We start from the raw sequence: 12,862 nt of genomic DNA, 5'->3' as shown, positions 1-12,862 counted from the left end.
CTAGTCACCGAGCAAAGATACGTGAACTTTCACAACCACCTTACGGATTTTGATGGGTTTATCGTTTACAGCAAGCAAGGGCCGATGAACATCAGAGGGGAAGAATACGGTGTAGTACCCTTCTGGGCAATGGATTTGCCCTTCATCAACCGCTTCATTAGGATAGAAATAGCAATCTCGATCTGGATAGGACTCCACAGGTTTAACGAGACCTTTATCTACGAAAAAGCCCATGTTTTCCTCGCCGCTCACCATAAATTGGATATCTACATAATTACGATGCGATTCTGGTTTTGTAGCTTCAAATAGTTTTGTTTCTACATCATCTACGTTAGCATACATCATGTCACCCTCGATGGCATGACGCCCTCCAGGCAACGCTTTCAAATCTGTGTTTTTCAAGAAATCCAAAGCGCGCACGATGGCTTTAGGATAGCCCATTTTTGTATAATCTGCGGTAATATTAGAGAAAAACATACACAATCCTTTCACAATATCTATGGATATGGCACCACAATAAACCAATTATATTACCTTTTATGTTAGCACATATATACATAAAGAACTAGCTATTCTCTTATGTAAAAGCCCTCCATACGCTACATATATGGAGGGCCTCAGTAAAATACTATTCAAATTTATGACTTACGTCAATTATTACACTATGAAATTGTTACAGTATTAAATTGTTACATTATGCAATTGTCTATTCAGTTGTAGTGATTCAAACTGTATTAAATACAGCATGTGGCCATTACCTTATTCTTGGGTTTTATGAGCAGCGATAATTTCTTCCGCTTGCTTATGTGGAACCTCTTCATAGGTATAGAACTGACGGTTAAATACGCCTTGTCCTTGTGTAATGGAGCGCAATGCAGTCACATAATCGGACATTTCAGCCAATGGTACTTGTGCTTTAACAACGGAAATACCGGTTCTTTCACTTTGTTCCATGCCTAATACACGACCTCGACGGCTATTCAAATCACCCATAATGTCGCCCATGAAAGCATCTGGTGCAAACACGTTGACTTCATAGATTGGTTCTAATAGTACTGGTTTCGCCTTAGGAATCACATCCTTGATAGCCTGTGACGTAGCTACTTTAAATGCTAACTCTGAGGAGTCTACGCTGTGGTAAGATCCATCCAAGAGTGTCACTTGCACGCCAATCATAGGATATCCTGCAATTAGGCCTTTATCTAGGGTTTCTTTGGCACCCTTTTCCACTGCTGGTATGTATTGCTTAGGTACAGCACCACCAAAAATTTTGTCTACGAATGCAAATTCGCTACCATCATATAATGGATCCACTTGAATCTTAACGTGACCATATTGACCATGACCGCCACTTTGTTTCTTATACTTAGACTCGGTTTCAGCAGAGCCTTTAATGGTTTCGCGGTATGGAATATATGGAGCCACAAGTTTAGCTTGTACGCCGTATTTACGGTCCATTTTGTTGAGGATATGCTCAAGATGTACTTCGCCCATACAATCGATTTGTAATTGGCGAGCTTCAGCATTTTTCACTACTACGCAAGTAGGATCTTCTTCTGCCACTTTAAGAACAGCACTAGCTAATTTTTCCTCCTCACCTTTTTTCACTGGCTCCATAGCCACTGTATATAGAGGTTGAGGGAAACGAATAGCATCGTATGTTACTTTAAAGTCAGGAGCCGTTAATGTATCGCCGGTCTTAGCATTGGCCAATTTCGGTATCACTACGATATCGCCAGCTTTAGCAGCAGATACAGGGATTTGTTGCTTCCCGATAAGGGTAACCATCTTGCCCCATTTTTCTTCTACACCTTGGTTTACATCATAAAGGCGATCGCCTTCTTTCAGTTCACCAGAGAAGATACGTACAAAGCTTTGTTTGCCTGCGAATGGGTCTAACAATGTTTTAAATACGAATGCAGTTAATGGTTTATCTACATGTACAACACATTGTTCGCCGGTTTCCGCATCAGTTGCGGTCATCACTTTTTTAGTTGCATCCGGCATGTAACGGATCATACGATCCAATACTTGATCTAAGCCAATACGAGATGTGGCACTGCCACACATGATTGGGCACACACGGCCACTAATCATCCCTTCACGCAAGCCTTGGCGGATTTCCTCTAAGGATAATTCTTCGCCTTCTAAATATTTTTCCAACAACTCATCGCTACCTTCAGCCGCGGCTTCTACGGTCATTTCCCGAATTTCTTGAGCCTTTTCGATAAGGTGAGCTGGTACAGCGACCTCTGTTGGTTGGCCGTCCTTATAAGTAAACGCAGTCATTTTCGCTACGTCTACAACGCCTTCAAAATCGGCACCTTCACCGATAGGAATCTGCAATGGCATAATGCCTTTGCCAAATAATTCCCGCATTCTTTCAATAGTGCCAAAGAAGTCAGCACCATCAACATCCATTTTATTGATAAATGCCATGCGAGGCATTTGTAATTCAACTGCATAATCCCATGCGCGAACTGTGTCAGTTTCTACACCAGATGTGGAGGATAGCACCATCAACATACCATCACAAGCACGCAAAGCGGCACGAACTTCGCCATGGAATTCGTTATAGCCTGGAGTGTCTATGAAGTTAACCTTATGGTCATGCCACTCACATGGCGCCATGCCCAATTGAATAGTTACATTACGTTTAATTTCTTCCGGTTCAAAGTCCATAATATGTTTATTATCTTGACCTTTACCTACGAAATCAACCGCACCAGAAGTTAACAACAAGGATTCAACAAGAGCTGTTTTGCCCGCACCATCGTGGGAAACAACAGCAACGTTTCTAATTTTATCACTACTGTACTCTTTCATTGGAATCGCCTCCTTACTGGCAAATTACGGCTTTGCTAATACATTTCGACACTACAATAGAAAAATCCTCTTTTTCTGAGAAAAATTTCTCCAAAAAGAGGATTAATATAATTCTTCAATCTATATTTGACGAATAAAGACTCAAATTTACCAATAAGGACTTAGAAGAGTTCCGTACCCGTACAGAGTATAACTAATATTGCAATACTAGTCATCTATAGTTTCGACGACTTTCCTTCTATTCCTAAAGAATTTTAGTATTTCTATGTTTATAATGAAGTTAAAGATCTATTAATAAAGCTTTATTCGTAAACCTATATAGATGGGACTAGTGCCCTCACAAAGTTATAAAAAAGACGGTCTGTACTTGTGCAGCGACATCAGGAACGAGGAGCAAGCAAGTATAGACCGTCTTTTTTAATTAAGTTGTCATTATGTAACGGGGTCCCATCTATATATAGGCAATACTAGTGGTAAATATATAATTCACTAAAAGATATAGGTAAATCATAGAATACTAAAATTCTCCCGTCCGTTTACCGTAGTGTTTGGAGTCCCCATTTTGTTTCCAACCTACTGTATCACCGATGGACATTACGCGGCGCGTCAGGCAGTCTTTACATTGTTCTGCATTGTCGTCCACGCAAGGTTTATTATCATATAGCAAATATTTTGCACGGTGTTCAGGAATGGTGATGATAGGCATTAGGATATTCGCCCCAGCCGCTAAACCTTTTTCACGGCCTAGTTTATCTAGTGCTTGTAAGGCAGTAGTTGCCGCAATGTTTACGTCTTTCAAGAATAAACGAGTTAGGGCAATCATCTTGAGGCCCAGTTGAACTCGTCGCAACTTACCCTCTTCATCATCAATGCCCATTGCCAATGCTTCTTGGCCCAGAGGCGTATCATGATGCACCACATAAGGGCCCATACCGATCATGTCGATATCCATATCGCGATAGAACAAGATATCATTTACGAGATCATCTTCTGTTTGCCCAGGTAGACCAATCATAACACCTGTGCCAACTTGGAAGCCTACGCGGCGCAAACGACGTAAGCATTCTACGCGCGTCTCAAAGGAATGTAATTCATCACGAGGATGAATCTTATGGTATAAATCTGTATTGGTTGTTTCAATGCGTAATAAATAACGACTCGCACCAGCTTCACGCATGCGACGGTACGCCTCTTCGCTTTGTTCCCCTACACACATCGTTATGCCAAGAGAACCATCACCAATGGCTTTAATATCGCGAATTAAATCCACAACATAGTCCACAAAGGCATCATCACAGCGTTCACCAGATTGGAGTGTAATGGAACCATATTCATGATCGTACGCCCACTGTGCCATCTTGATGATATCTTCGCGATTCATATCAAAGCGTTCCGCCTTATCGTTTTCTCGGCGGATACCGCAGTAATTACAATTCTTAATGCATCGGTTCGAGAACTCGATGAGGCCACGATAATACGCTACAGGCTTTACGTATTTTGCCTTCACTTCGTAGGCCTTTTTATATATCAACTGCAACTGCTCTTCATCAGTTACAGACATGAGAAATCTTAGTTCCTCCTCGGTCAGCCATTCATCACCGACAAGGTCTTTTGCAAGAATGTCTTGCACTTGCAAACAATCACTTCCTTTCGTAACGAATCGTCATCGATTCGCTTGGTATGGTAATGGATTCAATGTCAGAGACACAGGTAAATCCATTAATTTCGCGCGGCAAGTCCCGCACATGTTTCACTTGTCGTGTTAAACATTCGTGAGCCATCACACCTCGACTCATTTTGGAGGACGTACTCATCTGCTTAAACGTGTTGCCCCGTAATTCCCAAAATTCAATGGTTACCACCTTTGGATGGTTCACCATTTTTGCATATTCTTTAGATGCTAGGTTTAGGATCCAATCTTCCTTGTGAAAGTATGCATCCACTGCTTCACGCCATGTATCGTATAAATTAACGCCTACCTTATCAACCATATCGAGTCGATAGTTGCGCACCCCCATATTAGGTTCAACGACACCATACAACGCGGACATCACAACGAGGTGGCTTTCACCAAAGGTCTTGGCTTCATCAGATAAGTTCAACCAGTCTAAATATTTGAAAGCAATACCATCGTAGCTTTCACAAGCGATACCTACTGGATGGGACTCAAAGTCCTGGTAAAAATCAAAGACAGCCTGTGCCTTATCAGCCTTTAGCTTTAGCGCCTTTCCAAGAGCTGCTACATCAAGAGATTGTACATGATTTATAATCTTTTTCGTGATGTTCGGCTGAAATTGGCTGTCTCGGACTGCATGATGTACTGCCTCATCATTTCTAGCAACATCGGTAATCGTTTTTGTCTTACTAGGAGAGAGGACGATTTTCATGAGATAATTCCGCCTTAATAGATTCCTCTGTCAAATTATCGATCAATTCTGGGTTCCACAACATGAGAGGCACCGCCACTACGTGGCTTGCTTTCAATTCTTTACATAATTTAATGCATTCTTTGAGATAATTAGAATCTTCATCTACAAGGTCGCATACGATAACCACGTGACGCCCTTTAAGGTTTACACCTTCATAATCGATACTTTCAGCAGATACTGTAAGCATGCCTGTTTCCAAGCGGCCTTCGCTCATGTCGTTCAAACGAGACATCAATACATGCTCAAGCATAGTAGATACAGGTGTCACTACGCGGCCTATGCCAATAAGAGCCTCAGGTTGTGCATGAACGATAACCGTTTTCTTGCGTTTATCCGTTCTGAACTCAATAAGAGCTTTTTCTAAAGCGCCAAAAAATACGAATAACTGCCAAGGATCAAAAGAGCCTGTTTGGAACATATCGATAACAGAACCATCCTCATCCATATTGAGGCGCGTCAATAACTCTTCAGCAATGTCGTTAACCACAACACTAAAATCAGATTGTATTGTCTCTTGCACTTTGATTTCCTTTGCCATTAGGGCCTCCTAGTTTTCCATATATCACACTGCTAAGGAATATCCCCAACAGATATTATATTAATCTTAATTATACTATTTTTAATTGTACCATATTTTATACCCCTCTTGGGTATTCAAAGATACGCTTTTCACATAATAGATACGTTAGCAACATGACAAAAGGACCGCCATAGCGGTCCTTTGCATTTTAATTTTGTATTCTAATGTTGTACTCTAATATTATACTCTAATATTGTACTCTAATGCTGTATTCTAATTATGATTTTATAATAAACCTTTTGGTAACTAACAAAGAATGTTCTATTAGCCTACAATCAATAAGTAGATATTCATGATCGTAACGATGATACCTATGCTCCATAAGAGAATATTTGTAAATTTACGGTTCGCGTATTCTCCCATGACCTTGCGGCTACTTGTCATGTAAAGTTGCAAGAAGATGGTGATTGGTAATTGCAAGCTCAAGAACATTTGAGAGAACAATAATGCTTGGAAGGAATCTGTAATAAACACGATCAACAATAATGCTGGAACATATGTTAGTGCCAAGCCTAATCGCGTATGGAAGTCTTTCATATCGTAAGACTCGCCAAACATTCCTGCAAAGATACTTGCCCCCGCCATACCTGCTGTAGCGGATGAGGCAAAACCTGCAAATAACAATGCTATTGCAAAAATAATACCCGCTGCGGGTCCAATGAGTGGTCGCAACAACTCTTCAGCCTGTTCAAGCTCTGTTACTTCAATACCATGAGCAAAGAAGACAGCCGCCGCCAATATAATCATGGCAGAGTTAATCATCCACCCAATCCCCATAGATAACAAAGTATCGAGGAATTCATAGCGCAACTGCCGTTTCATAATCGCTGGGTCTTGTGTATTAAACTGGCGACTTTGGATGATTTCAGAGTGTAAAAACAAGTTATGAGGCATAATTACAGCCCCTAATATACTCAAAATAACGAGCATCGATTCATTAGGTATATTAGGATCCACCCAACCGATACCAGCCGTTGCCCAATCCACGTTGACCATATTTACCTCAACGAGGTACGCCAATGCGATGAGGGATACAAAGCCAGCAATGATTCGCTCTAATTTACGATAGGAGTTCGTAATGAGCATGACCGTACAGATAAGAGCCGTCAAAATGCTGCCTATCAAGATAGGAATACCAAAGAGCATCTTCAAGGCGATAGCGGCGCCAATAAACTCAGCCAAGGCCGTCGCTGCCGCCGCAATTCCTGCCGTGCTAAGCACAAAGCGAGATGCATAACGCGGTAAGAATTCATAGGCACATTCCGACAAGCATTGACCGCGTACAATGCCTAAATGTGCCACATTATGCTGTAATAAAATGAGCATAATCGTAGATAGTGTGACTACCCACAATAATTCGTAACCATAACTGGCACCAGCTGCCAAGTTAGCAGCCCAGTTGCCCGGATCGATAAATCCAACGGTTACGATTATACCAGGTCCTATATATTTAAAGACCTCACTTACCTGCTGCTTACCATTTTGATGGACAGTAAACAACTGTTTCTTTAAAAAATCAATCATTATAACCCCTTACTAAGAGTTATAGAGTGAAGGTCATCTCCGTCTGCATACGAGCATCTGTTTTGGACTTTTTATCCTTGGAATCAGCGTAACGAATACGCACTTCATTATTTACCTTAACGCGAGAATCATCAATTTTGAATTTCTTCATTTTTTCTTTGATTTGTTCATCTGTTAAAGCGCGTTCTTCCGGTTTTGCTACTTCATCACCAGCCTTATCAAGAGCCTCTTGTTGATCCTTGGATACTTGATACATCTTACCAGATTTTTTAGCCTTTTCAGCACGCTTTTCATCTAGTTTTTGACGGCGCTCGTCAGTAACTTTTTTATCGCGAGCAATACGGTAATCCATTACATCACGCATATTTTCTTGGTAGATACGCAATGCATATTCCCGATCATTGTCGTTCATTTGCTCACGTTTTGTGACTACCTCATCGATAAGTGGCATAAGCTCATCCTTTGTGTAGCTAGCACCATCAAAAGTAAATCCGTGGGTATCTGTAATAGCACCATGTTTAATGAGTCTTTGTAACGCTGTATACGTCCAATCATTAGGCGTAATAACATCTGAGTTTACATGCTGTTGCCCTTTACTAGAACTACTAACAGTCTCTACATCAGCACTTACGCCATCCACCATAGGACGTGCACTTGGAATGGCAATACTTTCAGCATGACTAAAGCCAACAGACGCAACGAGGCATAATGTGCCAATGCCTAACGCTCGACGGATACGATTCATTTGACGTGTATGTTTTGTATTCATAAGAGTCTCCTTAAAATTATATTTTATACAATCTATTATATGAAACCCCTAGACATACGTCAACTCTATACCCTTACACACCTGTGTCATTCAATACTAATAAGGCCTTGGACTCACTCGAATCCTCACAAATTAGGCCTATATAAATAATATAATAAATTAATATATTATACAAAAAGACCCCACATCGAGTGATGTGGGGTCTTTACATGGCGGAGGATTAGGGATTCGAACCCTAGCGACGGTAACCCGCCCTAACGATTTAGCAAACCGTCCTCTTCAGCCTCTTGAGTAATCCTCCATGCTTTACTGGGTAATCATATCATACCCAATAAGGCATTGTCAATCGTCTTATTTCAGCATAGATTCGATGAACCAGATCTGTTTTACATAGTATGCAACGTGATCTTCCATCATGCTTACGAGCAAGAAATCACCTTCTTCATCAGCGGCTGCACGAATTGCTACAGCTTGATCATTCATGTATTTAAAATCTTTAAGAAGGATATCAATTACCTTTGCTTGAGGGATGTCTTCTTGACCAAGTTCTTCGATTTTAGTCAATTTTGTGTATTCTGCAGAATTTACCAATGGAAATTGACCTTGCATTTTCACATGTTCTGCTACGGCATCAAAGTATTCAAATGCTTCATCATAGATGGATTCCAAGTATTCATGGATGGATTTGAATTGCGGACCAGTTACATTGAAGTGTAAATTATGTAATTTTACATTCCATACGGAAAGATCTGCTAAATATTGATTTACTTGTTGTACGTTTTTCATAATAAAACTCCTTTTTTCACTTAATTCTCAATTATAGTTTATTCTAAAAGCAGAACAAACACAGTTGGTTTCTACGCCATCAATTCGTTTATTTAATTTATAATCAATATTGATTATGTTTATATTCTACCAATAATGATTTTCCATGTCAATACATGAGCAGATATTTTTGTATAAAAGTTTAATGAAAATATTATAACCATACTAAATCAAACTTATCCCCAATACAATACATACCAAATCTAAATCCAATAATTCGAAGAAACATGTTTCTTCGAATCATAAAAAACCCCTAACTACTAGTTAATCCAATAGTTAGAGGTTTGTATGATTCTTTGTATGATTCTTTGTATGATTCTATATTAAATATGATTATATATTAAATACGTTTCTATATTAAATATAGTATTCTATGTAATTATCAGGGATTTTTTTCTCCTCTGCTTGTGCAGCGGTTGCATTGCGACTAAGTTTACGAACATACATATTTTCTGGGTCTGTTTCAAAAATTACCATATCTTTAGGAATATCATGTTTGATAACGAGATTACAGCCAATCTTCGTGCGCGCCCCAATCGTAATATCCCCTAAGATTTTTGTACCCGTACCGATGAGTACATCATCTTCAATGGTCGGATGGCGCTTTACCTTTTTAGAAGACATCCCACCTAGTGTTACTTGATGGAACAAGGTTACATTATCGCCTACAATAGCCGTTTCACCAATAACAACCCCCATACCGTGATCAATAAAGAGGCCGCGACCAATCGTCGCACCTGGATGGATTTCAATGCCCGTTACATGACGAGAATGGAGAGCCACACGACGAGCCAAGATTGGCCACCCCGCCTTATATAAACGGTGGGCAAAGAAATGCCAGAACAAAGCCGTAATATGTGGATATGTCCATATAACCATCCATACACTTGTGGCAGCTGGGTCAGAATCCATTACGCGCTTAATATTATATTGAATTTTGCCCCATAAATCGCGCAAACCTTGCATCATAGTGACTCCATCTCAAATAACTCTACTTACATTCTACAGAAATATAGATATATCTAGTATACAACATATTTGGTCTATATTCCTATATATAAGGCTATATCTATATAGAACCTATTCTTTTATCATTCAAAATCTCGTATTTTATCTATCTAAAATCTATTATTTAACGTATTCATTATTGCCGAAGTCCAAAAGGGATAAATATTTCTCTACTCCATCAGGTGCAATAACAACGATGTTCGCCTTAGGTAATTCACGAGCCATGCGTTTTGCCGCTACAATGGCCGCCCCCGCGGAAAGACCAATAGAGATACCACTTTCACGCATAAAGGTTTGCACCTCGCTAAAAGCTTCTTCATCACTTACAGTTTGCACGCCGTCCATCAAGCTTTGGTCAAAGTTTTCAGGAATGAAACCAGCCCCAATACCTTGTATTTTGTGAGGGCCGCCCTTACCTTCGGTAATAGCAGGAGATCCCGCTGGCTCTACAGCAATGGCTTTTAGATTAGGATTATGTTCTTTCAATCGTCTTGTAACGCCTGTGAAAGTACCACCTGTACCGATACCCGCTATAAATACATCGACATTTGGCACTTGTTCTACAATTTCATTACCCGTCGTGCGGTAATGCATATCTGGATTTGCAGGATTTACGAATTGGCCCAAGGTGAAAGCATTTGGATACTTTGCTAAAATTTCATTTGCCCGCTCAAGAGCCCCCTTCATACCTGTTTCTTTTGGTGTTAAGATGAGCTGCGCCCCATACGCCTTAATAAGCTCACGGCGTTCTTTACTCATACTTTCAGGCATGATAATTACTGTTTTAATATGTAAAATAGCGCCTACCATAGCAAGAGCGATTCCCGTATTACCACTTGTGGCTTCTACAATGATGCTATCCTCATGGATGCGACCCTGCTCTTTTGCAGCCTGCAACATACCGAGTACGGCACGGTCTTTTACAGATCCACCTACATTATATTTCTCAAGCTTTACATAGATATTAGTATTTTGTAATTGATATACCGGTGTTTTACCGATAAGTTCAGTTGTTTGGTTTGTTACTATACTCATCTAATTCTCCCTCTAGCGATAGATGATAAAAATCGTCCTTAGGAACATCCCAAGGACGATATTATATTGCACCTTGTTATTCACCATACACGGGGTATAACCGTTTATGTATTCCAATTAATACAACCATACTCTAACATTTGAATCATTTCATTGTCAAGAGAATGAGAACGACTTTTAAAACCCTAAAAATACAGGAAATAACTAGCTTTATCTATTTTGTTGTAAGTGCATTAAGTACCCCATCCCATGTGATGGGTACCATTATAATGATGAGGGCCAATCCTATAAAGAAAACCGCTCCTACCAAAACTGTAAGACGAGGGATAAGATATATAGCCATGCTACTAGCTAAGTGCGATACTTTAGTTACATCATGATGTAATGCTACATGACCCCATAAGAAACCAGCAACTACATAGGTGATAATATATGGGTCGAAAATGATTAGGGTCGTCAATTCATTATCAGCATGCATAATTCGGTTAATACTCGGAGACACTAATACATTTACAAGTATAGCTAGGATTTTAAACCACACTAGGCACACGATATAAGGCCACATTGTTTTTATCGTCATTCTCAGCATATAGAGCAAACCCACCAAGCTCGCTCCAAGAAAGCCTCTTTGACTCCCCATGTACCGCTCCATCCAAGATGACTTCTGTTTACCCTCATCTACTTGGTCATAATAAAAGGATAAATCCCGTTCTCCATGAGCTAAATCAACGAGCCCTAACACTTGAAATAACACAAGCGAAAAGACTAGAATAACAACTATTTGAAAGCTTTCACTAAAGAACATGTCCATAGGATTGAAATCATGATAAACAATGTTCAAAAGATTACCATACACATCGTGAAACGCAATATATATACCATTCGTTACGAGCATATCTAACACAAATAGGAGCAACACAAACATGATATATCCGTTCCAGCGAGTCCATTTACTTTGTTCTCTTAAATGAGTGTGAGCCCCTACGATTATTGATGCAGGTTGTAAAGACAAGGTCACACCCATCATAAAACAAGTAATAAAGGATGCGACCATTGTTAAATATTCGTATGCCATATTAACGGTATGCTACGCGCTCTGGCTGCATGTCGTGGAAATGAAGGCGCTCTTTTGCCGTCTTTTCCCACTCTGTACCAGGCTTGCCGTAATTTGCGTATGGATCGATAGACAAGCCACCGCGCGGCGTAAACTTGCCCCATACCTCGATGTACTTAGGATCCATCAACTTCACAAGATCTTTCATGATAATGTTAATGCAGTCCTCGTGAAAGTCCCCATGATTGCGGAAACTAAACAGATACAACTTCAAGGACTTGGACTCAACCATTTTCTTATCTGGTACATAAGAAATGTAGATTGTGGCAAAGTCTGGTTGCCCTGTCATAGGACACAAGCTAGTGAACTCAGGACAGTTAAACTTAACGAAGTAATCATTGTCAGGATGCTTGTTATCAAACGCCTCTAACACCTGTGGTGCATAATCAGTTGGGTAATCGGTCTTGTGACCTAACATCGTTACCCCTTGTAACTCTTTTTCAGATCTGCCGGATGCCATAAGGAACCTCTTTCTATAAAATATAAATTCTGCGAAATCATTCAATATAAATAAATTATATCATACGTAGTGCTAAAAAAGTCCTCCCCCAGGTCTAGTTAAACTGTTAGTAGCAACTAATGCATCTAATAACATGCTCTCGAACATCAAATCCATAAAAACTAAAAGGACACTATGGCTCCAACCCATTCAGTAATACCGCTCACTGAAGATTAGACTATAGTGTCCTTTTTTAGATTCATATGCCTTATATTAGCATTATACGTTAATCAATAGATCCTGCTATATGTAC

General features: G+C 40.0%; 12 protein-coding genes and 1 tRNA gene. All 13 read right to left on the bottom strand.

Translation table 11 applies throughout. The features are described 5' to 3' along the window. On the bottom strand, nt 1-477 hold the full coding sequence (locus ACLRYO_RS06645; protein ID WP_008603192.1) for a YhcH/YjgK/YiaL family protein: 477 nt from the start codon (nt 475-477) through the stop codon (nt 1-3). Nucleotides 478-759: 282 nt separating this feature from the next. Beyond that, entirely contained in the window at nt 760-2,826 is a 2,067-nt protein-coding gene (fusA, locus tag ACLRYO_RS06640; protein WP_008603194.1) for an elongation factor G, read from the bottom strand. A gap of 517 nt (nt 2,827-3,343) precedes the next feature. Continuing rightward, the gene (hydE, locus tag ACLRYO_RS06635; RefSeq protein ID WP_008603196.1) at nt 3,344-4,462 is read right to left on the bottom strand and encodes a [FeFe] hydrogenase H-cluster radical SAM maturase HydE; all 1,119 of its coding nucleotides are present in this window, start codon (nt 4,460-4,462) and stop codon (nt 3,344-3,346) included. 4 nt (nt 4,463-4,466) lie between these two features. Further along, a complete protein-coding gene (locus tag ACLRYO_RS06630; protein ID WP_008603198.1) occupies nt 4,467-5,213 on the bottom strand; it encodes a YaaA family protein in 747 nt (248 codons plus the stop codon). Further along, entirely contained in the window at nt 5,191-5,793 is a 603-nt protein-coding gene (locus ACLRYO_RS06625; protein ID WP_008603200.1) for a hypothetical protein, read from the bottom strand. The genes ACLRYO_RS06630 and ACLRYO_RS06625 overlap by 23 nt, the downstream gene beginning before the upstream one ends. 306 nt (nt 5,794-6,099) lie before the next feature. Continuing rightward, complete coding sequence (locus ACLRYO_RS06620) at nt 6,100-7,359, bottom strand: Nramp family divalent metal transporter (RefSeq protein ID WP_008603201.1); 1,260 nt, start codon at nt 7,357-7,359, stop codon at nt 6,100-6,102. Between the two features lie 19 nt (nt 7,360-7,378). Beyond that, complete coding sequence (locus tag ACLRYO_RS06615) at nt 7,379-8,128, bottom strand: hypothetical protein (RefSeq protein WP_008603203.1); 750 nt, start codon at nt 8,126-8,128, stop codon at nt 7,379-7,381. Between the two features lie 210 nt (nt 8,129-8,338). Beyond that, nucleotides 8,339-8,429: transfer RNA gene (locus tag ACLRYO_RS06610), tRNA-Ser, on the bottom strand. 50 nt (nt 8,430-8,479) lie between these two features. Then, nucleotides 8,480-8,914, bottom strand: coding sequence for a Dps family protein (locus ACLRYO_RS06605; protein ID WP_008603204.1), 435 nt, complete (start codon nt 8,912-8,914; stop codon nt 8,480-8,482). 396 nt (nt 8,915-9,310) lie between these two features. After that, entirely contained in the window at nt 9,311-9,922 is a 612-nt protein-coding gene (gene epsC, locus ACLRYO_RS06600; RefSeq protein WP_038125748.1) for a serine O-acetyltransferase EpsC, read from the bottom strand. A gap of 159 nt (nt 9,923-10,081) precedes the next feature. Then, nucleotides 10,082-10,996, bottom strand: coding sequence for a cysteine synthase A (gene cysK, locus ACLRYO_RS06595; protein ID WP_008603208.1), 915 nt, complete (start codon nt 10,994-10,996; stop codon nt 10,082-10,084). Between the two features lie 214 nt (nt 10,997-11,210). After that, nucleotides 11,211-12,071, bottom strand: coding sequence for a hypothetical protein (locus ACLRYO_RS06590; protein ID WP_008603210.1), 861 nt, complete (start codon nt 12,069-12,071; stop codon nt 11,211-11,213). Nucleotide 12,072: 1 nt separating this feature from the next. After that, nucleotides 12,073-12,570: a preQ(1) synthase gene (gene queF, locus ACLRYO_RS06585; RefSeq protein ID WP_004697960.1), complete on the bottom strand. Its 498-nt coding sequence runs from the start codon at nt 12,568-12,570 to the stop codon at nt 12,073-12,075. Nucleotides 12,571-12,862: the final 292 nt, after the last annotated feature.

This window comes from Veillonella parvula (genome assembly GCF_047241225.1).
Lineage (GTDB): Bacteria > Bacillota > Negativicutes > Veillonellales > Veillonellaceae > Veillonella > Veillonella parvula_O.
This window is presented reverse-complemented; position numbering and strand designations above follow the sequence as displayed.

What these genes read in the sequence shown, in the direction of transcription:
- ACLRYO_RS06645 (WP_008603192.1), bottom strand. Translation starts at nt 477, where the DNA reads ATGTTTTTCTCTAATATTACCGCAGATTATACAAAAATGGGCTATCCT.
- fusA (WP_008603194.1), bottom strand. Translation starts at nt 2,826, where the DNA reads ATGAAAGAGTACAGTAGTGATAAAATTAGAAACGTTGCTGTTGTTTCC.
- ACLRYO_RS06630 (WP_008603198.1), bottom strand. Translation starts at nt 5,213, where the DNA reads ATGAAAATCGTCCTCTCTCCTAGTAAGACAAAAACGATTACCGATGTT.
- ACLRYO_RS06625 (WP_008603200.1), bottom strand. Translation starts at nt 5,793, where the DNA reads ATGGCAAAGGAAATCAAAGTGCAAGAGACAATACAATCTGATTTTAGT.
- ACLRYO_RS06620 (WP_008603201.1), bottom strand. Translation starts at nt 7,359, where the DNA reads ATGATTGATTTTTTAAAGAAACAGTTGTTTACTGTCCATCAAAATGGT.
- ACLRYO_RS06615 (WP_008603203.1), bottom strand. Translation starts at nt 8,128, where the DNA reads ATGAATACAAAACATACACGTCAAATGAATCGTATCCGTCGAGCGTTA.
- ACLRYO_RS06605 (WP_008603204.1), bottom strand. Translation starts at nt 8,914, where the DNA reads ATGAAAAACGTACAACAAGTAAATCAATATTTAGCAGATCTTTCCGTA.
- epsC (WP_038125748.1), bottom strand. Translation starts at nt 9,922, where the DNA reads ATGATGCAAGGTTTGCGCGATTTATGGGGCAAAATTCAATATAATATT.
- cysK (WP_008603208.1), bottom strand. Translation starts at nt 10,996, where the DNA reads ATGAGTATAGTAACAAACCAAACAACTGAACTTATCGGTAAAACACCG.
- ACLRYO_RS06590 (WP_008603210.1), bottom strand. Translation starts at nt 12,071, where the DNA reads ATGGCATACGAATATTTAACAATGGTCGCATCCTTTATTACTTGTTTT.
- queF (WP_004697960.1), bottom strand. Translation starts at nt 12,570, where the DNA reads ATGGCATCCGGCAGATCTGAAAAAGAGTTACAAGGGGTAACGATGTTA.